This window comes from Microvirga sp. TS319 (assembly GCF_041276405.1).
In the GTDB taxonomy this organism is placed as follows: Bacteria; Pseudomonadota; Alphaproteobacteria; order Rhizobiales; family Beijerinckiaceae; genus Microvirga.
On the sequence record NZ_JBGGGT010000002.1, the window covers coordinates 168,280 to 188,590 of the forward strand.

Sequence of the window (20,311 nt, forward strand, 5' to 3'; positions counted from 1 at the left end):
TACTCGTCCTGAATTCGCTCATGCCGGGCTCCTCACCAGGGCGTCCGCCACGCGGCAGGCTTCTGCGTGCGCCTTCACGTCATGGACGCGCACGATATCGGCTCCGCGCGCCACCGCCGCCACATGTCCGCCGATGCTGCCGAACAGCCGCTCTCGCGGCGGCACGTCCGGAGCGTAGAACCGCCCGAGCACGGATTTGCGCGAGGCGCCGATGAGCAGCGGAAAGCCGAGCGCCTTGAACTCCGGCAGGCGGCGGAGCGCCTCGATATTCTGCTCGCCCGTCTTGCCGAAGCCGATGCCGGGATCGAGGATGACGTTCCGGTCGGGGATGCCGGCCCGCCGCGCGAGATCGAGCGAACGCTCGAAGAAGGCGAGCATGTCGGCGACGATGTCGATGGCCGCATCGGCCTGCGGCCTGTTGTGCATCATCACGACAGGGGCGCCGTGCTCCGCGACGACCGCCGCCATGTCGGGATCATGCTGGAGGCCCCAGATATCGTTGACGATGCGGGCCCCCGCCACGAGGGCCGCGCGGGCGGTCGCGGCCCGGTAGGTGTCGATCGAGATCGGCACCGTCAGCTTCGGGGCGAGTTCCCGGATCACCGGAAGCACGCGCCGCTGCTCCTCCTCGGGGCCGATCGGGACGTATCCCGGACGGGTGGATTCCCCGCCGATATCGATGATGTCGGCGCCCTCGGCCTCCAGCCGCTCCGCATGCGCAAGGGCGTCTGGCAGATCGAGGAAAAGCCCTCCGTCCGAGAAGGAATCCGGCGTGACGTTGAGCACGCCCATCACGAGGGTGCGGGAGCCGAGGCCGGGAAGGATAGTTGGAGACGATGTCATCGTGGCGCCATGCTGAGACGAAATTGTGCCCCTTGTCGGATTCTGTCCGGCAGGTCGAGAGGCAGGTCGACAGGGAGATCGAGAGCCTCGACCGGCCCGCGGAGCGGATCGGGGCAGCGACAAGAGCTTGTCATTCGCTTTGGCACACTTTAAGCCGCCGCCAACAGATTTCTCCCGTCATGGCAGGTATGTTCCGGCCATTCAGGTCTCAAGAACCCGGCGGATCAAAGACACGGGATCCCCGAAAATGTTCGGGGTGACGACGAACAGGATTGTCCCTCATGCGCTCCCTTCAGCTTTTCGGCGACCGTGACATTCGCATCACCGAGATCGACGCGCCGCCGCCGCCCGCCGCGGGCGAGGTGCAGGTGCGGGTCAAGGCGCTCGGCCTGAACTATCTCGACGTCTGGGGCTTCCGCGGAATGGCGTTCGCCAAGCGCAAGATGCCGCAGGCCGTGGGCGTGGAGGCCGCGGGCGAGATCGCGGCCGTGGGCGAGGGCGTGACCCGGTTCAAGGTGGGCGACCCCGTCACCATGTACGGCGCCGAGACCTGCGGGCATTGCCGGGCCTGCCGGGAGGGCCGCGACAATCTCTGCGAGAACGTGGCCGGGATCATGGGCTTTCATATCGACGGCTTCGCCCGCGAGCTCATCAACCGCCCCGAGCGCCTCGTGATCCCGGTGCCGAAGGGGGTGAGCTTCGAGCAGGCGGCCTGCGCGCCCATCGGCTTCGGCACGGTGCAGCACATGCTGTTCGACAACGCCAGGCTCGAACCGGGCGAATCGATCCTCGTCCATGCGGGCGGCTCCGGCATCGGCACGGCGGCGATCAAGATGGCGAAGGCCATCGGCTGCACGGTCTACACGACTGTGGGCGATGACGAGAAGGGCGAGAAGGCCAGGGCCCTCGGCGCGGATCACGTGGTCAACTACCGCACGGAGCGCTTCGAGGGCGAGGTGCGCCGGCTCACCAAGCGCAAGGGCGTCGACGTGGTGTTCGAGCATGTGGGCGCGGAGACCTGGAACGGCAGCCTACTCTGCCTCAAGCGCGGCGGCCGCCTCGTCACCTGCGGCTCGACCTCGGGCGTGTCCACCACCATGAACCTGATGCAGCTCTTCCAGCAGCAATACCGGATCTTCGGCTCCTTCGGCTGCCGCATGGAGAATATCGCCCAGTCCCTGGACAAGATGGCGGGCGGGATGAGTCCGGTGATCGACTCGGTGTATCCCCTCGACGAGTTCCGGCAGGGTCTGGAGCGTCTCGAAGGCCGCAAGGTCTTCGGCAAGGTCATCGTGACCTTCTGACCCCTGGTACGAACCGGCCTTTCACCATAGATCTTGACGAAACGGGCTCCTCGCGAAAAACACGCGGAGCCTTTTTCCTTGTCCACGCCCGGATTTTCCCATCGTGCAGCATAACTCCCGCCCTCGCAGCCTTCTCTCGCGTCTCGTGGAGACGGTCATGGTCGGCGTCGTGCGCGGCGTGTTCGCCTTCTCGCGCGCCATCGGGCCGGAGCGCTCGGGCTCGTTAGGTGCGGCGCTCGCCCGCACCATCGGGCCGCTCCTGAAGGCGCATCGGACGGCACTCGCCAATATCCGGGCGGCCTATCCGGACAAGCCCGAGGCCGAGGTGAGAGCCCTGGCGCGCGCGGCCTGGAATAATCTCGGCCGCACGGGCGGGGAATATCCGCATCTCGGCAACCTGTTCGATTTCGACCCGGACGGCACCGTTCCCGGACGCACGGAGGTCGACGGCATCGAGCATTTCCTCAGCCTGCGTGACGACGGCAGGCCCGGGATCATCTTCTCGGCCCATCTCGCCAACTGGGAATTGCCCGCCATCTGCGCGGCCCGTTTCGGATTGGACGCCACCGCCGTCTTCCGGGCGCCGAACGATCCGGCCATTGCCCATGTCCTGCACGAGATCCGCAGCGAGACCATGGGGAATCTCGAGGCGGCGCGCCAGGGAGCAGCCTTCGCCATGCAGGGGGCGCTGGAGAAGGGCGGGCATCTGGGCATGCTCATCGATCAGCATTTCACCCGGGGCGTCATCGTGAACTTCATGGGCCGCCCGGCCCTGGTGAACCCGATTCTGGGCAAGTTCGTCCGCCGCTTCGACTGCCCCGTTCACGGGGTGCGCGTCATCCGCCTGCCGGGCCACCGCTTCCGCCTTCAGCTCACGCCCCCCCTCGACCTGCCGCGCGATCCGGACGGGCAAGTGAACGTGCAGGGGGCGATGCAGGCCATGACGTCGGTGGTGGAAGCCTGGGTCCGGGAATATCCCGAACAATGGCTCTGGATGCATCGCCGCTGGCGGGTTCCCGCCAAAACCGAGGGCCTCGCTCAAGGTAACGTGAGTTCCCAATGAACGGGCCTTGGTGTTTCATGACGGGCATCATGGCGTCCCGATTGAAACTCGTTCTGGTGGCCTCCGGCCTTACCGCTCTCCTGCAGCCCGCATTCGCGGAACCTCCCCGCGCCGTTGTCGAACTCTTCACCAGCCAGGGCTGCTCGAACTGCCCGCCGGCGGATGCGCTGTTGGTGGAATATTCCCAGAAGCCCGACATCGTGGCGCTCTCCTTTCCGGTGAATTACTGGGATTATCTCGGCTGGAAGGACACGCTTGCCCATGCCGAGTTCACCCACCGGCAGAAGGATTATGCCCACGCACGCAGCGACCGTCAGGTGTTTACGCCCCAGATGATCGTGAACGGGAAGAAGTCCTGCATCGGCTCCGATCGGGCGCAGATCGAGAAAGCGATCCAGACGACCGCGAAGGGCCGCTCCACTCTTCCGGTCGACATCGCGCTGACCGAGCAGAATGGCATGATCATCGTGTCGATCACGGAGATCGCCGAGGTCGCCCATCGCGAAGCGGAGGTCTGGGTGCTGCCGGTCCTGCGGTCGCAGACCGTGCCCATCGAGCGCGGCGAGAACAAGGGCAGGACCGTCACCTATGCCAATGTGGTGCGGGGCTTGAAGCGCATCGGCGAATGGCACGGCGGCTCCGCCCGCTTCGAGCTGCCCGCCGAGGCTGCCCGCAGTGGCGCCGACGGCTACGTGGTGCTCCTGCAGGCCGAGGAGGATGACAAGCCCAGCGTGATCCTCGGAGCCGCCAAGAGCGCCGGCCTCTGAGCGCGCGGGTCTCCGCCCCCCAAGAGCATCGGACGTGAAAAGTGGGAACCGGTTTTGCGTGAAAAGATGCTCAAGACCATAGGCTGACTGCATCGAATGTGGGTTCGATGTCACGTCCGATGCTGTAGAACAACGCATCGTTTGCTGCGAAAAACCGGGTCCACTTTTTCGCACGATGCGCTAGAGAATCACCACCTTGTTCGGCAGTTCATTCCTGTCCTGCGCCCCGGGCGGCGCGTGCTCGGCCAGGATGACGCCCGCGCGGTGGACGGCCCGGAGCAGCCCGTCGGCCGGTTTCTCCCGGCGCATCGCCTCGACGAGATCCGCGATGATCTCCTGCCACGCGGCAGGGCCGGCCCGGTCGGCGATCCCGATATCGGCGATGATTTCGGCATAGCGCTCCGCCGCCGCGACATAGATCAGGACGCCGGTCCGTCCCTGCGTGCGGGACAATCCATGGCTCGCAAATTCCCTGACGGCCGCCTCGTGGGCCCGCGCCCTTTTGATCGATCCGGGAACAAGCGCCAGATGCACCCGGGGCCACCCGAAGACGAGATTGAGGCCGCAGGCCACGACGAGCTGGATCAGGAAGATCCGGGAGGGGCCGAGCTCGGTGAACCAGATCAGCGGCCAGGGCACGAGGAGCGCCACGAACAGGCCCAGGAGAGCCGGGATCGCCAGATAGGCATTGGCTTGGCGCGTCACCACCACGACGATTTCGCCCGCGGTCGTCTTCTCGGCGTCGTGGATGGCCTGCGAGATCCGGGTCCGGTCGTGTTCTGAAATCATCTACCAGCTCCCCGAGGCACCGCCGCCGCCGGACGAGCCGCCCCCGCCCGAAAAGCCTCCGCCCCCACCGGACCAGCCTCCGCCTCCCGACCAGCCCCCGCCGGTCGGAATGATCCAGGGGCCGGAACCGCGTCTGCGGCCGTAGGCGCCTGGTCTGCCGCCCCCGCCGCCGCCGCCGCCGCGCATGGCGCGGAAGACCTGGAACAGGATGAAGGCGATGATCAGGAAGGTGATGAAGGTGTCGAGATTCGAGGTCTGATCCTCGCGGACTTCCGCGCGGCGCTGCCATTCCTGGGCATCCCCGGTGAGAATCGACAGGATGGCGTCGACGCCCGCGTTGATGCCGCCCGCGAAATCGCCTTTCTGGAATTGCGGCGCGATGGCGGTGGTGATGATGACCTTCGAGAGCGCATCGGTGAGCGCCCCTTCGAGCCCATAGCCGACCTCGATGCGCACCTTGCGCTCGGTGGGAGCGACGAGCAGCAGGACGCCGTTGTCGTTCTTCTTCTGCCCGAGCTGCCAGGCCCGGAAGAGGCGATTGGCGTAATCCTCGATGCTCGTGCCTTCGAGCGAGCGGATCGTGGCCACCACCACCTGGTCGGAGGTCTTATCTTCGTACGCCTTGAGCTTGGCCTCGAGCGCCGCCCGCTCGTCGGGCTTCAGGACATTGGCCGCGTCGACCACGCGTCCGGTGAGCGGCGGGAATGTCTGGGCGAAGGCATCGAGGGCGAAGAGGGCAAGGACGAGCGCCGCGATGAGAGCGCCCGCATGGTGCGGCCGCACCCGTCTCCCAAAGGAGGAGAAGGCACCCGGGCCCGTCATCCGCTTAGAGCATCGGACCCAAAAGTGGATTTGCACTTTTGGGAATGGATCCGATGCTCCCGTCTTGGAAAGAGCGCATCGTTCTTGCGAAAAACCGGGGCCACTTTTTCGCATGATGGGCTAGAATTTCACTTCGGGCGGCCGGTCGGAGCCGGCGGTGGCCGTGAAGGTCTCCATGGGCTTGGCGTCCGGATAGACCACGGCCGCTATCCAGCGGCCGGGGATCGTGCGCAGCTCCGTGTTGTAGGCCTGCACGGCCGAGATGTAGTCGCGGCGCGCCACGGCGATGCGGTTCTCGGTGCCCTCCAGTTGCGATTGCAGGGCCAGGAAGTTGGCGTTGGACTTCAGCTCCGGATAACGCTCGACCGTCGCGAGCAGGCGGCCGAGTGCGCCGGAGAGCTGGTTCTGCGCCTCCTGGAACTGGCGGAACTTTTCCGGATCCGTCACCGTGGAGGCATCGACCTTGATCTGCGTGGCCCGGGCGCGGGCTTCCGTGACCTGGGTCAGCACCTCGCGCTCCTGCTGGGCGAAGCCCTTCACGGTCTCGACGAGGTTCGGGATCAGGTCGGCCCGGCGCTGATACTGGTTCTGCACCTCGCTCCAGGCGGCCTTGGCCTGCTCTTCCAGGGTCGGCACGTTGTTGATCCCGCAGGCGGAGAGGCCGAGCGCGAGAGCCAATCCGGTCAGGGCGGCCCTGATCCGTGTCCGCAGGGGCGAAGCCGTCATATCTGTCCTCTCGGGATTGAAATTTTTCGCAACGTTACCGGGTTCAACAGATGGGTCAGGCGTAGCGTTTCTACAAGGCATTTTTCACTGGCTGCGCATGGGCGATTGGGGCAAGATCCGCGGATTCACGAGCAAAGCCTAAAACTCCCATGACCTTCCTGCCGAACTTCAGTACCCTGATTGCCTATTCCCTCGCCTGCCTCCTGCTGTTCATCACGCCGGGGCCGGACATGAGCCTGTTCCTCGCCAAGACAATGTCGGGCGGGCGCAAGGCCGGCATGGCCGCGATGCTGGGAGCGATGGCGGGGTGCTGCGTCCATACGCTGCTCGCGGCCTTGGGCCTCTCGGCCCTGCTGGCGGCCTCGGTCACGGCGTTCACGGTTCTGAAAGTCGTGGGAGCGCTCTATCTTCTGTGGCTCGCGGTGGATGCCGTGCGCCACGGCTCGGCCCTGTCGGTGAAGCAGGAGGGTCGTGCCGAGGTCTCGTTCTGGAAGACGTTCTTCGTGGGCGTGGGCATCAATCTCACGAACCCGAAGGTGGTCCTGTTCTTCGTGACCTTCCTGCCGCAATTCGTCGACGCGCACGATCCCCACGCCTCCGACAAGCTCCTGTTCCTCGGCCTCTACTTCATCGCGCTCACGGGCCCCATGGGGGCCGCCATGATCTTGGGCGCCGAGAAGGTGATGGCGCTCCTGCGCAACCATCCGAAGCTCATGCGGGGAATCGATTATTCCTTCGCGGGCCTCTTCGGGGCCTTCGCGGTCAAGATCCTGACGGCGTCTGCGCGGTAGATCGGATCAGTCCCAAAAGTGACTTGCACTTTTGGGACTGATCCGATGCTGCATTCTCTCAAAACCGCATCGTCTCGTCTGGAATAGGGGTGCCTACTTTTCCAGACGAGACGATGCGGTCGGAGGCGGGGGAGTGCCGCGCCCGCCTGCGTCCCGGCCCGCGATGGTCCAATAGACCAATCCCGCTACCGCGCCGGTCAGGCCGAGGATCGCGCTCACATGGAGTTCCGCCGGATTGGCGACCCGCGCCGCCCCGCGCAGGATCCACGGCACGGAGGCGGTGAACACGCCGGTGGCTACCGCATACCAGACGAGGCTGCGTATCTTCAGCGCCTCGCTGATCACCGCGATCACCAGGGGCGGCAGAACGAGAAGCGTGAACATGATCCGGCCGACGCCGAGCATGGCCTCGGCCACGATAGGACCCGGATCCTGGCTGGAAAACACCGCGTCCACGAGGTTCCAGAGCCCCACGAACAGCGTCTCCCCCGTGAGCGTCGCCATGAGCGGATCGACCATCGAGGCGATGAGGAAGAACACGCTGCTCATGCCGATGGCGATGAGGAGCGCGAAGGGGACGAGGAGCAGCCAGCGGATCATGGCTCGGCTATAGCATGGCCCGCCTCGGGAGTCCGCCGGATTGCGATGCGCCAATAGATGAAGCCGCAGATCGCGCCGGACAGTATCATCGAGATGCGGATTAGCCAGAAGCCGTTTCCCGTCCGCTCCTGTCCAGCCTGAAGAACACAGCCGAACAAAGCTCCGAGTGCCGCACCGAACATGATCGCGATGGCTGGGTGACGAAAGCCTATCCAGATCAGGACGCCTCCAAAGCCGCCCGCCGCAATAGCGATGGGAAGGCCGTAGATCACGAGTCCGGCGGTTCCCACGATTAAGGTCGCCGCCAAGTATTCGAAGGCATCGCCAATGCCGCTGAGGCCGTGTTCGGCGAGAGACGGAAGGCCCATGAATAGGGATGTCAGATAGGGTGCGGACGCACTTGCAATGACCAGTGCCTTCACATGTCTGGATACGTCGTCAGGCATCCGGCTCACGGCTCCAGAGGCGTCGGCAGTTCGATTGAAAGAAGATCGATCTGAAGAACGGGCTCGAGTGCGAGCACGATGAAGACCATGGCATAGGGAGCCATCGCACTGGCTGCTAAAAGTCCGACGATCTGCCGCCTCATCAATCCGCCGCGTTGTTGGCGGACCCGACCAGCGCATTATAGGCATTCACGAGCGCCTGGGCCTGCTGTCCTCCCCCGCGGCGGAGATCGCCTTTCAAGGGCTTGATCGTATCGCGAAACTCACGCGCCGCTGCCACGAAAGATCGGACGCCACCCTGGAGGCTCTTCAGGGCGTCGGGGTCGGATTTCCGGTAATCCTCGAAACCCGCGGAGGCGTTCACCAGGGCCGTCACGTCGGCATCGAGGGCAGCCACATCGACGGTGGGATCGTCGCTGTCCGGCAGGCGGTCGACGATGCGCCGGGCCGTGATCATCAGATGGGTGCGGTGCCAATGGGCCTTCCGGCCCTCCCGCTGCTCGATGGCCGCAAGCTCTCTCATGGCGAGGTTCGCCCGCTCGGCCTGGAAATCCTGCTCCACCTTGGCGCGGGCCGCCAGGAATGCCTTGGCGCGGGCCGCCAGGAATGCCTTGGCGGCGGGCGCGAGCCTCGCATGGATCTGCTTCCCGCGCGCCAGATTGTCGTCCAGATAATCCTTGCGCTCGTAATAGGTGTTGGCTTCGTCGATGATGGGCGCTAGCCCCGAATAGGCTTCGATATAGGCCTTCATGCTGCTGTCGAGATCGGGCAGCTTCGGCCCCTGGCCGAGGGCTTCCGATGCCTCCGCGATCAGGTCCGTCACATCGTAGAGCTCGTAGACGCCGAAGGCCCGGTTCTTGTTGACCGGGCCCTTCTCCATATCGACCCAGCTCTTGTAACGTTCGATGGATTCGCTGGCCCGGAGGGTCCGGTTCATCAGCGCCACATAGGCGTTCATCTTCGCATTGATCGTTTCGAGAGCGGCATCGTCCGTCTGCTGTCGCCGGGCCGCATCGGGAGCTTGGGCAGCCGCCATGGGGACTGTGCTGAGGAGCGCGATAGAGAGGAGCAGGGTGCGGATCATGGCGGAGGTCTCAAGGGGAGGGCTAGAGCCTTTTCCGCAAAAGTGGATGCCGGTTTTGCGAAGAAAAGGCGTCTTTCTCAAACAACAAATGCCTTTTCCGTGAACCGAAGTTCATGGAAAAGGCTCTAGCGGCGTCGCTTGGATGCCGGCGGCTCCGGACATCCCTTCATTGGTACTTTATATCATATTCTGGTGCGCAGCGACAACAGGTTCGGGCGGCCCGACGATGTCGAAGGGGCGCAGCTTCTCGGTTTCGCTCTAGAGCTGGCCGCAGGTGGCGAGAATATCGCGGCGGCAGAACGGACCGGTTTTCTGTCCTTGGCGACGCGCTACTTAAAGAACCGGGCAGCGGGCATTCACGCAGGAGAACGCCATGGCGACGTCTAAGCTGGACGAGCGGCGGCTCATGAACGACGAGGAATACACCCTCGTCGAACAGACCCGGTATCCAGTGCTGGGCAAGCTGGAGGACGCGGCGCTCAAGGAGCTGACACAGCGCCTACGGGAGCGGCGCGACCGCGCTCGGGATATTGCCCATCGCCAGCGCCGCGAGGTCCGTGGCAAGGGCCGGCAAGCCACGGCCTTCGAGAAGAAGGATGCGGGCAACCGTCAGAAAGCCCGTGTCCTGGCCGAGGCGCTGACCCGAATCAACAGTGAGCGCACGCGCCGCAAAGCAGAGGAGCTTCGCGCCAACGCCCACCGTGCATTCGCCTTGCGGCAGGGTTCGGAGGCATCAGCGCGGCCCGATGCCGGCAGGACGCCTCGGAAGGGCATGCACAAGAACGCGAGCAGCCGTCGCGATCGGATCGTCAGGCCAATGGACGTCGGTCGCGTCTCGCAGGCGGGCAAGCGCGCGCAGGCGGTGCGGGACAGCGCTTAGAACGTTGCGCGGCTTCCGACGCGCACCCGTCGGTGCTCAAGGTTCTTGGGGCGCCTGTTCCTCTCACGTCATCACCGGCCCCGTGTCGACGATCCCGATCCGACGTGCGCGGTGCTTCACGCAATCGAGATGGCCGGGACCGGTCCTCGGATCACGTCCGGGAACGGCCATATGATCTGGGCCGTCAGGGAACTGAATCCCGCATAGAGGGTGGCAGCCAAGTAAGGGACGAGGGTGCTCGCCGTGAACACGCTCAGGAGCTGGCGCTTCATGATGGCTGAGGCTCGACGGTTTGACGGGGCCGTATGGCGATGCGCCAATAAATCCAGCCGCAGATGGCGCCGGAGAGAGCGCTTGACATCAGGAACGGGATTGGCGGGCTGTCATCGGTAGAAAGGGCCGCCGTGAAGCCGAGGCCGAGGATGATCCCGCCCAATACTGGTCCGCACCAGGTCGGCCGCTTGGCGGTATTCACCGCCATTGCGCAGAGGCTTGCGAGGACCAGCAGGGGGATTCCAAACACCACAACGCCGAAGGTGCCCATGGAAATGACCTTGAGCAGATCGAGAGGCTCCTTCATCCCAACCTGATCGCCCGAGACGAGGCCGAATAGGCTCCACAGGAACAAGACGAGATAGGGAGCGGCGATGGTGGCGGCCAGAACGCCGAGAATGTGTCGGCGCGTGGTTATGCTCGCTTTGCCGCTTCAGCCAGGATCTTTCGTGCCATCAGCTAGTAGAGCCAGGCGCAGACGAGGCTGATGGCCATGATCTCGTAGAAGAACGGCCGGAGCAGGAGACGGACGGTGAAGCCCCAGTGCAACAGGACGAACCCGAGTCCGATAGCCGCTCCTCCTGCCTGACAGATCCAGGGAGAGCGCCAGCGACAACAGAATCCGATGAGCGCAAAGAGAAGCGAAGCGGGAAGCGCCGTCGAGAAGACCGCGTTGAAGCTGAGTAGCAGGACCGCGAAGGATACCCCTAGATGTGATCCTAAAGTCCTGGGAAGGTTCGGGTCGGTCAGCGCCATGGCAGTGCCGACCACGAGGACGAACAGGCATGGAGCCGCCGCGTTTGCCGCGACCGCGGCGATCAGGACCCGAAGCATCATAGTCCCTCCGAAGAACGTTTCGGAGAGTCTTATACGTTATAATGAATCGGAAAAGGAACTGCCCGTTGTGGCAGACAGGTCTCGCCTACTCCCCGTTCCCCACAGCGTAGACGCCTTCGGCCCCGATGCCCTGCTCGGCCATCATGCGGGCGCGGGCGCGGAGTTTCTCCGTCTCGCTCTTGAGCTGACCGCAGGCGGCCAGGATATCGCGGCCGCGCGGGGTGCGGACCGGGGAGGCGTAGCCCGCCCGGTAGACGATCTCGGAGAAGCGCTCGATCCGCTCCCAGTCCGAGCACTCGTATTTCGAGCCGGGCCAGGGATTGAACGGGATCAGGTTGATCTTCGCCGGAATGCCCTTGAGGAGGCGCACCAGCTCGCGCGCATCGGCGTCCGAATCGTTCACGCCTTTCAGCATCACGTATTCGAAGGTGATGCGGCGCGCGTTCGAGAGCCCCGGATAGGCGCGGCAGGCATCGAGGAGCTGCTTGATGTCGTATTTGCGGTTGATCGGCACCAGCACGTCGCGCAGGTCGTCGCGAACCGCGTGGAGCGAGATCGCCAGCATGGTGTTGGCGTCCGAGCCCAAGCGCTCCATCTGCGGCACGACCCCGGAGGTGGAGACCGTGATGCGGCGGCGCGAGAGGCCCAGCCCCTCGTTGTCCGACAGCACGCCGATGGCGTCGACCACGTTGTCGATGTTGTAGAGCGGCTCGCCCATGCCCATGAACACGATGTTGGACACGAAGCGTCCGCCGTCGGTCGGCACGAAGGCGCCTTCCGGCGGCGTGGCATGGGGCCAGTCGCCGATGGAATCGCGCGCCACGATGAGCTGGGCCACGATTTCCGCTGAGGTGAGATTGCGCACGAGGCGCTGGGTGCCGGTGTGGCAGAAGGAGCAGGTCAGGGTGCAGCCGACCTGGCTCGACACGCAGAGCGTGCCCCGGTCGACTTCCGGAATGTAGACGCACTCGATCTCCGCGCCCTTGTCGAGCGGGCCCGTGGAGGCCATGCGGATCAGCCACTTGCGGGTGCCGTCCTTCGAGACCTGCTCGGACACGACCTGCGGGCGGGCCAGCGTATAGGCCTGGCTGAGCCTGGCGCGCAGCTCCTTGCCCACGTTGCTCATCTCGGAGAAGTCTTTGGCCCCGCGGAAATAGATCCAGTTCCAGATCTGGGCGACGCGCATCTTGAGCTCGCGCTCGGGCACGCCGATCGCCGCCAGGGAATCCTTCAATTGATCGCGGGTGAGACCGACAAGCGACGCGCCGCCGGGGGCGGCTCCCGCCACCACGTTCATCTCGGCCGTCTTTTCGATGGACAAAGCGGTCTGCCCCGCCGCGCGCGCGGCATCGCTCACGGCCAGGGGGGCCGCATTGGGGTTACGCTTGGCGATGTCGAGCGCCGTCGCCATGGGAAATCTCAAGCCTCGTTGTTGGGAGTGGCTGCGTCGTATAACACGATTGCGCCGAAACCGTGAGCTTCGCACAAGCAAAATTCCGGGCGCGAGGCCCGGAAAATGCTCATTCCCAGCACAATTTGCAAGGGCAGGGGACCTTGAAGGAGCTCTGGCAGAGGCTCCGGCAGGAGTTTTGCAGGCGCTTTAGACGCCGCATTCCCTGCGGGCTTGTTCCAGAGCCTTGGTGAAGCCGCTCAAGGAATAGCGGTCCGTCAGGCTGGACCCTCGGGTGGATTGGCTCTTCACCATGAGGCTCGACCCCTTCGCCATGGTGGCGATGGCCTGTCCCTCCTCGGCGGGATTCTTCAGCCAGGCGTTGGCGGCCTTGGTCACCAATTCGTAGGAGGCGTTGCCGATGGCGGCCGAGGCTGGGCCGTTCTCCTTCGCCGTGAAGCCCAGCACGAGGGCCACCTCGTTCTTCACGTTCTCGGCCGGGCGGAAGGACACGAAGAGATAGGCCGGATCCCGGCTCAGGTTCTTCGGAAGTCGTTCCTGGGGCTGGCTGAGGGCATAGCAGATCTTCGAGCGGCCGGTCTGGGCCGTGTAGACGCCCCAGTCGCCGTAGGTGTTCACGAGCGAGGCGCCGCCCGGGCCGGTGGCCGCCTGAGCGGGCTTGGCGGCAGCCGCCGCGGCTCCGGCGGCGGCCGCAGCGGCCGGCTTCGCCGCCGATGTCGCCTTGCCGGTCGCGGGCTTCGCCTTCGAGGGAGCCGTCGCGGGCTTGGCGGTCGGAGCAGACTTCTGTCCGGTCGCGCGCTGGGGCTGAGCCAGGGCGGCGGACCCGGTTCCCATGGCGAGGACGGCGGAAAGGACGCCCGCGGCAAGGGCGCGCTGGAAAGATGCTGTATTCATGAGGGCGGACAATACGCGCGGATGGTTAAGAACTCTTCACCATCCCGTAGCCTCAACGCCCGAGCCTTGGCGATGCGTCGAAACGTGGCAGCATCGCCGCCGGCAAAATAAAAGGGCCGCATCCGCGGCCCGTCGAGTTGTCTACTCATAAAGGTGTTCATTGTTCAAATGGAGGAGGATCAAATGACTTCTGATGAACGAGAATCAATTTAGCGATAATATATAATATTGCAACAGGTTCATATTCTTTGTTCTGACCATAATCCTATCGATTCTCCTGGATTAACGATCGCCCTCGGCGACTTCCCCTAGGGATTCCCGGGCTTTGGCCCGGTGCTCTTCCGTAATGGAACTCGCCACCTGCGTGATCGCGGCCGCCAGAACGGCCGCGTCGTCGGCAAAGCCGATCAGGGGAAGGAAGTCGCTCACCGCGTCCAGGGGCATGACGAAATAGGCGATCGCGCCGAGCAGGATCAGTTTCACGCGGCTCGGCGTCTTCGGATCGACGGCGCAATAGAAGGCCGCCACGAGATCCTCCGTGAAGGGGATCTTTCCGGCCACGCGCCTGAGCTTGTTCCAGAACCGCCGCTTCAACCCCTCCTCGTCGCGGGTGGCCGCGCGCATGGCGTCCATCTCGGCCTTGGTGAAAGGTTTCACGATCGTTTCGCTCATGCGGGTTCAGCTCCTCGTCGATCTCAGGTATCCGCCTTCGCCAGGATGACATAGAACCATCCTTTCACGAGGAGAGAACCCATGAAGCTCGACAAAATGATGGCAGCCATCGTCACGGGAGGCGCTTCGGGCCTCGGAGAGGCGACCGCGCGGATGCTCGCCGGACAGGGCGTCAAGGTCGCGGTCTTCGACATGAATGCCGAACGCGGCGAAGCAGTCGCCCGCGACATGGGCGCCCTGTTCTGTCAGGTGGACGTGACCGACGAGGCGTCCATCGATGCGGGCCTGGTCAAGGCGCGGGAGGCGCATGGGGTCGAGCGCGTCCTCGTCAATTGCGCCGGGATCGCCCCGGGCCGCCGCACCGTCACGAAGAAGCGCGAGACGGGGGAGCTCATCCCGCACGATCTCGCGAGCTTCCGCAGGACCGTGGAGATCAACCTCATCGGCACCTATGCGATGATTTCCAAATGCGCGGCCGCCATGGCGGCCCTCGAGCCCGTCACGCCGGACGGTGGACGCGGTGTCATCGTCAATACCTCGTCGGTCGCGGCGCAGGACGGCCAGATCGGGCAATCCGCCTATTCCGCCTCCAAGGGCGGCGTCCTGGCCATGACCCTGCCGGTGGCGCGCGACCTGTCGGGCTTCGGAATCCGCGTGATGACGGTCATGCCGGGCCTCTTCCACACGCCGCTCTTCGAGGGCATCGCGGAGGATTACCGCAAGGCGCTGGAGGCCAATGTGCCGTTTCCCTCGCGCCTGGGGCGGCCCGAGGAATATGCCCAACTCGTCCGGAGCATCCTCGAGAACGACATGCTCAACGGCGAAGCGATCCGTCTCGATGGCGCCCTGCGCATGCAGCCGAAATAACGGCCGTCAGGCCAGTTCCAGGAAGCGCGCCGTATCGGGATCGACCGGGATCCCGGTCCGGCTCCGCTCCGCGAGGGTCCGCCACTCCCGGTCGCCCGGCGCGAGAACCGGTTCGCCGGTCTTCGCCGGCGAGGCGCGCAGCCCTGCGAGATACTGCGCCATGAGTCCATCGTAGGCCTCGCGGCCGACGAATCGCGCCGGGTCGATGGCGAGGCAGAAATGGCCGATATCATGAGGCCTCACGTTCCCGTCGCCCATCGGCGTGACGAGGTGGTCCGGCGTCGCTCCGGTCAGGACGGCCGAGAGAATCGTCACGAGACCCGCGAGGCCCGCTCCCTTGAACCCGAAGTCCAGTCCTCCGAGCGGCGTCAGGATCTCGGCCCGGTGGGGATCGCGCGTCGGCTCGCCGTCGATGTCCGCCGTCACGTCGGCGGGCAGCTCCCGCTGCAGCGAGCGGTAGAGCAGAACCCGGTTATAGGGGATGGCCGAACTCGCCATGTCGAGGAGCCAGGGCCTCGAATCGCGCACGGGCGCCGCCGCCGCAACCGGGTTCGTGCCGTGAAACCGCGTCTTGCCGCCGTAAAGGGCCACGAGCGAATCGGCATTCGTGGTCGAGATCGCGATGAACCCGGCCTCGGCTCCGCCCAGGGCATAGGCCCCCGCCGCGCCGTAATGGGTCGAGTGGGCGATCCCGACGGCGCCGACCCCGCTCTCCCGCGCGATCCTGCAGGCCTCCTCCATCCCGCGATAGGCCGCCGCATGGCCGAGGCCGTGATCGGCGTCGAGCATGGCGCTCGCGGCGGCGGTGCGATGGAGCTTGAACGCGGGAGCGCCGTTGATCTGTCCGCTTCGCAGGCACTCGGCATAGAAGGATGCGAGCCGGACGCCGTGGCTGTCGATGCCGAGGCGCGAGGCATGCATCATCGCGCGCGTGGCGGCGGCTGCGGACGCCTCGTCCGCGCCTGCCTCCCGCAAGGCCAGGTCGACGCGTTCCTGCAGGAGCTCGGCCGGAAATCTCGGGCTCTCGACCGGCCCGCTCGAAGCGTCAGACAAAGTTCCATCCTCCCAAGATGTCGCCCAAGGTTTCGCCCAGGATTTCGTCATCCCGATAACGGCGATTGCTGTGTCAGGCCGGAGGCCGCGTGGCAAGCCTGACCGGTTCTGCGCCATGGCTTCCGCGGACCGCCCGGCGAGGATCAGGACGTCACGTCGCCTCGGTTCTCGGGATAGCCAATCAGATCCGGCGTGCAGAGCCAGGATTCCCGACGTTTCGTCCAGGCCTCGTAGGTCGGCCTGAACAGATCCGTCCGGTCGAAGGCGCCGAGCATGATCTCGATTTCGCCGCCGCCATCCGAATAGACGACGAGCGAACCGCATTGGGGGCAGAAACGACGCTGGCCTCCAGGCATGGCCTCCCAGCTTCGGCTCTCACCCGAGATCGTCACCCTGTCGGCGGGAAAGATCGCGAAGGCATTGAAGACGCTGCCGGTCGTCTTGCGGCAGGTCATGCAATGGCACAGGCCCACGCGCTTCGGCGCGCCATGCGCCCGAAAGGTGAGCTGGCCGCAGGCGCAACCGCCCGTGAAGGTCTCCGAATCCTGCATGGTTCACGCCTTCGCCAGACCGGCCGCCAGCTGATCCATGCGTTGCGCGAGCTCGATGTCGCGGCGCGTGAGACCCTTGGCGTCGTGGGTGGAAAGGGTCACGTCGACCCTGTTGTAGACGTTGAACCATTCCGGGTGGTGGTTCATGGGCTCGGCCACCAGGGCCACGCGGGTCATCCAGCCGAAGGCCGCGTTGAAATCGTCGAATACGAAGCGCTTGCGAATGGCATCCCGGCCTTCCACGAGCGTCCAGCCGTCGAGGCCGGAGAGAAGGTCATGGCGTTCGGAATCGGTCAGGCGGGGCATGGGGCGTCATCTCCGGGAAACGCTCCCGTTCGCGCATCGTGCGGCCCTTCGGATCCGCTCGAACGATGCGCTCCTCTCGGAGGGAGCATCGGATTCAATCCCAAAAGGGCACATCCACCTTTGGGTCCGATGCTCTAGTGATGAAGCGCGCGGGCGATGTTTCAAGCCCCGGACGTCCAGTCCCCGGGTGTCAAGCCACGGATGTCTTGGAAGGAACGGCGGCTTCCTCGATGGTGCGCCAGTCCTCGTGGAGGGAGAATGTTTCGCGGTCCATCACGAAGAAACAGCCGCCGCCGGGATGCTGCGGCCGGCTTTCCCGTCCGATCTCCACCGCCTGCAGATGGGCCATGAGCAGGCAGCCGACCCCGCCATGAGCCACAACGAGGGTGTCGCCGGGCTCCTCGGCCGCGATCCTGCGCACGGCCGTCACGATGCGCGTCTGCGCATCGATGGCGCGCTCCCAGCCGCGGATGCTCTCATGGGGATTGGCGAAGAAGGCGTCGACCACCTCCCAGAATTCCGGCGGCGCGATGTAGCCCGTGGCCGAGCGGTCGTTCTCGCCGAGATCCTCGTGCGTGCGATAGGAGAGACCCAGGCGCTCGGCCACGATGGCGGCGCCGTCCATGGCCTTGCGCTCGGTGCTGGCATGGATCGACGTGAGGCCGCTGTCGGAAAGCGCCTCGGCGAATTGCTCCATCCGTCCGCGCCCGATGGCGTTCAAAGGCCATTGCGGCACGGGCACGAGCGGGTCGATCACCACTTCCGGGTGGGTGAGGAAAATCAAGGAAGCCATGCTTCATGGCGTAGCGGCTCGAAGCTCGGCCGTCGAGTCATCCGAAGGGGTAGGCCGCTTCGACGATGTAGGGGCCTCCGCCCACCGAAGCCCGGGACGAGTAGAGGACGAAGCGGTCGGCCGTGAAGGTGAGCTTCGGGAAATGCCCGCGGACCGCCATGTAATCCGCCACGTCGAGGGGGGAGACGTTCTTCAGGCGCGCCAGCGTCACGTGCGGGGTGAATTTGCGGGTCTCCGGCGCCAGGCCAATCTGGCGCATCATCCGCTCCTGCTCGGCCTGAAGATCGGTTAGCTCGCCGCTGCCGGAGACGCGCGCGAAGACCGCGCGCGGCTTGCCGCCGCCGAAGGTATCGAGCCCGTCGAGGGTGACGGCGATGGGTTCGCGCCAGCGCGAATCGCCCAGGATCGAGCACACGTCGTCCGCCATGCGTCCGTCCACGTCGCCCATGAAGCGAAGGGTCAGGTGATAGTTTTCGGGATCGATCCAGCGCGCCCCCGGCAGGCCGCCGCGACAGGCCGACAGGGCAAGACCGATCTCGGGAGGAATCTCGATGCCGGTGAAAAGACGTGGCATGCGATCCCTCCCGTGATTCGTTTACGCTTGATGATTCAGACGACGAACGGGCAGGCTTTGTTCCTGCCGGGCCGCCGTGCGGCCATGCCCGCAACCGGTGCAGGCATGGCCGGCACGGCCGTTACGGGCACGGATTGCAATGCTCGACATGGATGGCGTCGATGCGCTGTTCCAGCTCCGGCGTGATGGTCACGCCGATGGAAGCGATGTCCGTCTTCAGCTGCGTCATCGAGGTCGCCCCGATGATGTTGGACGTCACGAACGGCCGTGAATTCACGTAGGCCAGCGCCATCTGGGCGGGATCGAGGTCGAATTCCCGGGCGAGGGCGATGTATTTGCGGATCGCCGCCTCCGCGGTCGGATTCTCGTAGCGCTGGCCGCGGTTGAAGAGCGTGGTGCGCGCGCCCTCGGGCCGCGCCCCGTCGAGATACTTGCCGGTCAGGTAGCCCTGGGCGAGCGGCGAATAGGCGAGCAGGCTCACCTGCTCGCGCGTGCTCACTTCGGCGAGAGCGACCTCATAAGTGCGGTTGAGCAGGTTGTAGGCGTTCTGCACGGATTGCACCCGTGCGAGGCCCCTGGCCTCTGCGTGCCTGAGAAAGGTCATCGTGCCCCAGGCGCTCTCGTTGGAGAGGCCGAAATGACGGATCTTTCCGGCCTTCACCAGGTCCGTCATGATCTCCACCGTCTCGGCGATGGGGTGAGAATCGCCTTCCTGGTGCTTGTAGATGGTCGGGTTCGAGCCCCAGGGCATGGGGCGGTCCGGCCAGTGGATCTGATAGAGGTCGATGTAATCGGTCTGGAGCCGCTTGAGGCTCTTGTTCACGGCCTCCTCGATCTGCAGGCGCGAAAGCTCGGCCTTGGAGCCGTCGCCGCGGAACCAGGTATTGTCGGAGCGGCCCACCACCTTGGAGGCGAGGATCACCTTGTCGCGGGCGCCGCGCGACCTGAACCAGGAGCCGATGATCCGCTCCGTGGACCCTTGGGTCTCGGGCCGCGGGGGGATCGAATAGAGTTCGGCGGTGTCGAAGAAATTGATGCCCTGGTCGAGGGCGTAATCCATCTGCTCGTGGCCGTCGGCCTCGGTGTTCTGCTGACCCCAGGTCATGGTGCCGAGGCAGATCAGGCTGACATTGAGATCGGTGCGGCCAAGCCGGCGGTATTGCATTGTCAAGGCTCCTGGCGGCGGGCGGACCACCGCGCGTGGGAAGGAATTGAAAAGCGCCAAACAGGAATTTCAGCGCGAGGTCAGGCGGGCAAGAAAGCTCTCGACGCTGGGAAGGATGCGTTCGACGATGATCTCCACCCCCTTCGCCGTCGGATGCATGCCGTCGGACTGGTTGAGGGAGAGCTTGCCGGCGACGCCGTCGAGGAAGAAGGGATAGAGCACAAGGTCGTGCTTCTTCGCAATGTCGGAATAGAGGGTGTCGAACTTCTCCGTATAGGCCGCGCCCAGGTTTCGCGAGGCGTACATGCCCGCGAGCATCACCGGAATGTTCCGGGCCTTCAGGCGTTCCACGATGGTCTCGATGTTCTTGCGCGTGACGGCGGGGTTGAGGCCGCGCAGCATGTCGTTGGCGCCAAGCTCCAGGATCACCCCGTCCGTTCCGTCGGGCACGGACCAGTCGAGCCGGTCGACGCCGCCGGAGGAGGTATCGCCCGACACGCCCGCATTGGCGATCTCGACATTGTAGCCCTTGGCCTTGAGGGCGCGCTCCAGCACCACCGGGAAGGCGGCCTCCTGAGGCAGGCCGAAGCCCGCGGTCAGGCTGTCGCCCAAAGCCACGAGATGCAGGGTCCTGCCCTGGGCCAGCGGCGCAAAGGAGGGGGTGATCATGGCGGCAAGGGCCGCCGCACACGCAAAAATGATCGTCATGAGAGAGCCGGATTGGCGCTTCATCGGTAGGATTCCCATCTATGCCGGATTAGACGAACGTCTCTTGGCTGCCAACAAATCGGGTGAACGGG

Annotated in this window: 28 protein-coding genes; 7 read left to right on the top strand and 21 right to left on the bottom strand. The window is 65.1% G+C overall.

The genetic code is table 11. The annotated features are described in order from the left end of the window. Positions 1–18: 18 nt before the first annotated feature. The gene (folP, locus tag AB8841_RS10215) at positions 19–843 is read right to left on the bottom strand and encodes a dihydropteroate synthase (RefSeq protein ID WP_370435748.1); all 825 of its coding nucleotides are present in this window, start codon (positions 841–843) and stop codon (positions 19–21) included. A 281-nt stretch (positions 844–1,124) separates the two neighbouring features. Between folP and AB8841_RS10220 the strand changes: the two genes are divergently transcribed. From AB8841_RS10220 to AB8841_RS10230, 3 genes are all read left to right on the top strand, one after another. Further along, the gene (locus tag AB8841_RS10220) at positions 1,125–2,147 is read left to right on the top strand and encodes a zinc-binding dehydrogenase (protein ID WP_370435749.1); all 1,023 of its coding nucleotides are present in this window, start codon (positions 1,125–1,127) and stop codon (positions 2,145–2,147) included. 103 nt (positions 2,148–2,250) lie between these two features. Then, positions 2,251–3,210: a lipid A biosynthesis lauroyl acyltransferase gene (locus AB8841_RS10225; protein WP_370435750.1), complete on the top strand. Its 960-nt coding sequence runs from the start codon at positions 2,251–2,253 to the stop codon at positions 3,208–3,210. A gap of 17 nt (positions 3,211–3,227) precedes the next feature. After that, the gene (locus tag AB8841_RS10230; RefSeq protein WP_370435751.1) at positions 3,228–3,977 is read left to right on the top strand and encodes a DUF1223 domain-containing protein; all 750 of its coding nucleotides are present in this window, start codon (positions 3,228–3,230) and stop codon (positions 3,975–3,977) included. Between the two features lie 180 nt (positions 3,978–4,157). On the opposite strand, the gene AB8841_RS10235 is transcribed toward AB8841_RS10230, so the two are convergent. The 3 genes from AB8841_RS10235 to AB8841_RS10245 all read right to left on the bottom strand — a co-directional run bounded on the left by AB8841_RS10235 (position 4,158) and on the right by AB8841_RS10245 (position 6,314). After that, positions 4,158–4,766: a TPM domain-containing protein gene (locus AB8841_RS10235; protein WP_370435752.1), complete on the bottom strand. Its 609-nt coding sequence runs from the start codon at positions 4,764–4,766 to the stop codon at positions 4,158–4,160. After that, entirely contained in the window at positions 4,767–5,588 is an 822-nt protein-coding gene (locus AB8841_RS10240; RefSeq protein ID WP_370435753.1) for a YgcG family protein, read from the bottom strand. A 120-nt stretch (positions 5,589–5,708) separates the two neighbouring features. Next, the gene (locus AB8841_RS10245) at positions 5,709–6,314 is read right to left on the bottom strand and encodes a LemA family protein (protein ID WP_370435754.1); all 606 of its coding nucleotides are present in this window, start codon (positions 6,312–6,314) and stop codon (positions 5,709–5,711) included. 149 nt (positions 6,315–6,463) lie between these two features. On the opposite strand from AB8841_RS10245, the gene AB8841_RS10250 reads away from it, so the two are divergent. Beyond that, positions 6,464–7,105: a LysE family translocator gene (locus AB8841_RS10250; RefSeq protein ID WP_370435755.1), complete on the top strand. Its 642-nt coding sequence runs from the start codon at positions 6,464–6,466 to the stop codon at positions 7,103–7,105. Between the two features lie 93 nt (positions 7,106–7,198). Here the strand turns inward: AB8841_RS10250 and AB8841_RS10255 are convergent, their stop codons facing one another. The 4 genes from AB8841_RS10255 to AB8841_RS10270 are packed head-to-tail and all read right to left on the bottom strand — an operon-like array spanning position 7,199 to position 9,235. After that, positions 7,199–7,705 (bottom strand): hypothetical protein, encoded by a 507-nt coding sequence (locus AB8841_RS10255; protein ID WP_370435756.1) that lies wholly within the window; start codon positions 7,703–7,705, stop codon positions 7,199–7,201. Then, positions 7,702–8,151 (bottom strand): hypothetical protein, encoded by a 450-nt coding sequence (locus tag AB8841_RS10260; protein ID WP_370435757.1) that lies wholly within the window; start codon positions 8,149–8,151, stop codon positions 7,702–7,704. Before AB8841_RS10260 ends, AB8841_RS10255 begins: the two co-directional genes overlap by 4 nt. Before the next feature lie 5 nt (positions 8,152–8,156). Continuing rightward, entirely contained in the window at positions 8,157–8,294 is a 138-nt protein-coding gene (locus AB8841_RS10265) for a hypothetical protein (protein ID WP_370435758.1), read from the bottom strand. After that, positions 8,294–9,235 (bottom strand): DUF3829 domain-containing protein, encoded by a 942-nt coding sequence (locus AB8841_RS10270; RefSeq protein ID WP_370435759.1) that lies wholly within the window; start codon positions 9,233–9,235, stop codon positions 8,294–8,296. The genes AB8841_RS10265 and AB8841_RS10270 overlap by 1 nt, the downstream gene beginning before the upstream one ends. 138 nt (positions 9,236–9,373) lie before the next feature. On the opposite strand from AB8841_RS10270, the gene AB8841_RS10275 reads away from it, so the two are divergent. Together AB8841_RS10275 and AB8841_RS10280 are read left to right on the top strand one after the other, a co-directional pair. Then, entirely contained in the window at positions 9,374–9,622 is a 249-nt protein-coding gene (locus AB8841_RS10275; protein ID WP_370435760.1) for a hypothetical protein, read from the top strand. Continuing rightward, positions 9,609–10,115 (top strand): hypothetical protein, encoded by a 507-nt coding sequence (locus AB8841_RS10280; RefSeq protein ID WP_370435761.1) that lies wholly within the window; start codon positions 9,609–9,611, stop codon positions 10,113–10,115. The genes AB8841_RS10275 and AB8841_RS10280 overlap by 14 nt, the downstream gene beginning before the upstream one ends. 116 nt (positions 10,116–10,231) lie before the next feature. Here AB8841_RS10280 and AB8841_RS10285 read toward each other — a convergent pair whose 3' ends face one another. The 6 genes from AB8841_RS10285 to AB8841_RS10310 all read right to left on the bottom strand — a co-directional run bounded on the left by AB8841_RS10285 (position 10,232) and on the right by AB8841_RS10310 (position 14,202). Beyond that, on the bottom strand, positions 10,232–10,387 hold the full coding sequence (locus AB8841_RS10285; protein ID WP_370435762.1) for a hypothetical protein: 156 nt from the start codon (positions 10,385–10,387) through the stop codon (positions 10,232–10,234). Beyond that, complete coding sequence (locus AB8841_RS10290; protein WP_370435763.1) at positions 10,384–10,695, bottom strand: hypothetical protein; 312 nt, start codon at positions 10,693–10,695, stop codon at positions 10,384–10,386. The genes AB8841_RS10285 and AB8841_RS10290 overlap by 4 nt, the downstream gene beginning before the upstream one ends. A 152-nt stretch (positions 10,696–10,847) precedes the next feature. Beyond that, positions 10,848–11,225 (bottom strand): hypothetical protein, encoded by a 378-nt coding sequence (locus AB8841_RS10295; RefSeq protein ID WP_370435764.1) that lies wholly within the window; start codon positions 11,223–11,225, stop codon positions 10,848–10,850. Positions 11,226–11,310: 85 nt separating this feature from the next. After that, entirely contained in the window at positions 11,311–12,522 is a 1,212-nt protein-coding gene (gene rlmN / locus AB8841_RS10300) for a 23S rRNA (adenine(2503)-C(2))-methyltransferase RlmN (protein ID WP_370439239.1), read from the bottom strand. A 303-nt stretch (positions 12,523–12,825) separates the two neighbouring features. Next, positions 12,826–13,530, bottom strand: a complete 705-nt coding sequence (locus AB8841_RS10305; protein ID WP_370435765.1) for a hypothetical protein — start codon at positions 13,528–13,530, stop codon at positions 12,826–12,828. 282 nt (positions 13,531–13,812) lie between these two features. Continuing rightward, positions 13,813–14,202 carry a YkvA family protein gene (locus AB8841_RS10310; protein WP_370435766.1) on the bottom strand — a complete coding sequence of 130 codons (390 nt, stop codon included), beginning with the start codon at positions 14,200–14,202 and terminating at the stop codon, positions 13,813–13,815. Positions 14,203–14,283: 81 nt separating this feature from the next. Between AB8841_RS10310 and AB8841_RS10315 the strand changes: the two genes are divergently transcribed. Next, positions 14,284–15,069 (top strand): SDR family NAD(P)-dependent oxidoreductase, encoded by a 786-nt coding sequence (locus tag AB8841_RS10315; protein ID WP_370435767.1) that lies wholly within the window; start codon positions 14,284–14,286, stop codon positions 15,067–15,069. A gap of 6 nt (positions 15,070–15,075) precedes the next feature. Here the strand turns inward: AB8841_RS10315 and AB8841_RS10320 are convergent, their stop codons facing one another. From AB8841_RS10320 to AB8841_RS10350, 7 genes are all read right to left on the bottom strand, one after another. Then, the gene (locus AB8841_RS10320; RefSeq protein ID WP_370435768.1) at positions 15,076–16,122 is read right to left on the bottom strand and encodes an Ldh family oxidoreductase; all 1,047 of its coding nucleotides are present in this window, start codon (positions 16,120–16,122) and stop codon (positions 15,076–15,078) included. Between the two features lie 143 nt (positions 16,123–16,265). Further along, the gene (locus tag AB8841_RS10325; protein WP_370435769.1) at positions 16,266–16,673 is read right to left on the bottom strand and encodes a GFA family protein; all 408 of its coding nucleotides are present in this window, start codon (positions 16,671–16,673) and stop codon (positions 16,266–16,268) included. Between the two features lie 3 nt (positions 16,674–16,676). Next, positions 16,677–16,979: a 4a-hydroxytetrahydrobiopterin dehydratase gene (locus tag AB8841_RS10330; RefSeq protein ID WP_370435770.1), complete on the bottom strand. Its 303-nt coding sequence runs from the start codon at positions 16,977–16,979 to the stop codon at positions 16,677–16,679. Positions 16,980–17,169: 190 nt separating this feature from the next. After that, a complete protein-coding gene (locus AB8841_RS10335; protein ID WP_370435771.1) occupies positions 17,170–17,772 on the bottom strand; it encodes a histidine phosphatase family protein in 603 nt (200 codons plus the stop codon). A 37-nt stretch (positions 17,773–17,809) separates the two neighbouring features. Further along, positions 17,810–18,346: an RNA 2',3'-cyclic phosphodiesterase gene (gene thpR, locus AB8841_RS10340; RefSeq protein WP_370435772.1), complete on the bottom strand. Its 537-nt coding sequence runs from the start codon at positions 18,344–18,346 to the stop codon at positions 17,810–17,812. Between the two features lie 121 nt (positions 18,347–18,467). After that, positions 18,468–19,511 carry an aldo/keto reductase gene (locus AB8841_RS10345; protein WP_370435773.1) on the bottom strand — a complete coding sequence of 348 codons (1,044 nt, stop codon included), beginning with the start codon at positions 19,509–19,511 and terminating at the stop codon, positions 18,468–18,470. A gap of 69 nt (positions 19,512–19,580) precedes the next feature. Then, on the bottom strand, positions 19,581–20,243 hold the full coding sequence (locus tag AB8841_RS10350) for an arylesterase (protein ID WP_370435774.1): 663 nt from the start codon (positions 20,241–20,243) through the stop codon (positions 19,581–19,583). Positions 20,244–20,311 lie beyond the last annotated feature (68 nt).

What these genes read in the sequence shown, in the direction of transcription:
- AB8841_RS10350 (WP_370435774.1), bottom strand. Translation starts at nt 20,243, where the DNA reads ATGAAGCGCCAATCCGGCTCTCTCATGACGATCATTTTTGCGTGTGCG.
- AB8841_RS10280 (WP_370435761.1), top strand. Translation starts at nt 9,609, where the DNA reads ATGGCGACGTCTAAGCTGGACGAGCGGCGGCTCATGAACGACGAGGAA.
- AB8841_RS10285 (WP_370435762.1), bottom strand. Translation starts at nt 10,387, where the DNA reads ATGAAGCGCCAGCTCCTGAGCGTGTTCACGGCGAGCACCCTCGTCCCT.
- AB8841_RS10345 (WP_370435773.1), bottom strand. Translation starts at nt 19,511, where the DNA reads ATGCAATACCGCCGGCTTGGCCGCACCGATCTCAATGTCAGCCTGATC.
- folP (WP_370435748.1), bottom strand. Translation starts at nt 843, where the DNA reads ATGACATCGTCTCCAACTATCCTTCCCGGCCTCGGCTCCCGCACCCTC.
- AB8841_RS10295 (WP_370435764.1), bottom strand. Translation starts at nt 11,225, where the DNA reads ATGATGCTTCGGGTCCTGATCGCCGCGGTCGCGGCAAACGCGGCGGCT.
- AB8841_RS10250 (WP_370435755.1), top strand. Translation starts at nt 6,464, where the DNA reads ATGACCTTCCTGCCGAACTTCAGTACCCTGATTGCCTATTCCCTCGCC.
- AB8841_RS10260 (WP_370435757.1), bottom strand. Translation starts at nt 8,151, where the DNA reads ATGCCTGACGACGTATCCAGACATGTGAAGGCACTGGTCATTGCAAGT.
- rlmN (WP_370439239.1), bottom strand. Translation starts at nt 12,522, where the DNA reads ATGAACGTGGTGGCGGGAGCCGCCCCCGGCGGCGCGTCGCTTGTCGGT.
- AB8841_RS10230 (WP_370435751.1), top strand. Translation starts at nt 3,228, where the DNA reads ATGACGGGCATCATGGCGTCCCGATTGAAACTCGTTCTGGTGGCCTCC.
- AB8841_RS10290 (WP_370435763.1), bottom strand. Translation starts at nt 10,695, where the DNA reads ATGAAGGAGCCTCTCGATCTGCTCAAGGTCATTTCCATGGGCACCTTC.
- AB8841_RS10240 (WP_370435753.1), bottom strand. Translation starts at nt 5,588, where the DNA reads ATGACGGGCCCGGGTGCCTTCTCCTCCTTTGGGAGACGGGTGCGGCCG.
- AB8841_RS10235 (WP_370435752.1), bottom strand. Translation starts at nt 4,766, where the DNA reads ATGATTTCAGAACACGACCGGACCCGGATCTCGCAGGCCATCCACGAC.
- AB8841_RS10220 (WP_370435749.1), top strand. Translation starts at nt 1,125, where the DNA reads ATGCGCTCCCTTCAGCTTTTCGGCGACCGTGACATTCGCATCACCGAG.
- AB8841_RS10305 (WP_370435765.1), bottom strand. Translation starts at nt 13,530, where the DNA reads ATGAATACAGCATCTTTCCAGCGCGCCCTTGCCGCGGGCGTCCTTTCC.
- AB8841_RS10330 (WP_370435770.1), bottom strand. Translation starts at nt 16,979, where the DNA reads ATGCCCCGCCTGACCGATTCCGAACGCCATGACCTTCTCTCCGGCCTC.
- AB8841_RS10325 (WP_370435769.1), bottom strand. Translation starts at nt 16,673, where the DNA reads ATGCAGGATTCGGAGACCTTCACGGGCGGTTGCGCCTGCGGCCAGCTC.
- AB8841_RS10255 (WP_370435756.1), bottom strand. Translation starts at nt 7,705, where the DNA reads ATGATCCGCTGGCTGCTCCTCGTCCCCTTCGCGCTCCTCATCGCCATC.
- AB8841_RS10310 (WP_370435766.1), bottom strand. Translation starts at nt 14,202, where the DNA reads ATGAGCGAAACGATCGTGAAACCTTTCACCAAGGCCGAGATGGACGCC.
- AB8841_RS10270 (WP_370435759.1), bottom strand. Translation starts at nt 9,235, where the DNA reads ATGATCCGCACCCTGCTCCTCTCTATCGCGCTCCTCAGCACAGTCCCC.
- AB8841_RS10245 (WP_370435754.1), bottom strand. Translation starts at nt 6,314, where the DNA reads ATGACGGCTTCGCCCCTGCGGACACGGATCAGGGCCGCCCTGACCGGA.
- thpR (WP_370435772.1), bottom strand. Translation starts at nt 18,346, where the DNA reads ATGCCACGTCTTTTCACCGGCATCGAGATTCCTCCCGAGATCGGTCTT.
- AB8841_RS10335 (WP_370435771.1), bottom strand. Translation starts at nt 17,772, where the DNA reads ATGGCTTCCTTGATTTTCCTCACCCACCCGGAAGTGGTGATCGACCCG.
- AB8841_RS10265 (WP_370435758.1), bottom strand. Translation starts at nt 8,294, where the DNA reads ATGAGGCGGCAGATCGTCGGACTTTTAGCAGCCAGTGCGATGGCTCCC.
- AB8841_RS10315 (WP_370435767.1), top strand. Translation starts at nt 14,284, where the DNA reads ATGAAGCTCGACAAAATGATGGCAGCCATCGTCACGGGAGGCGCTTCG.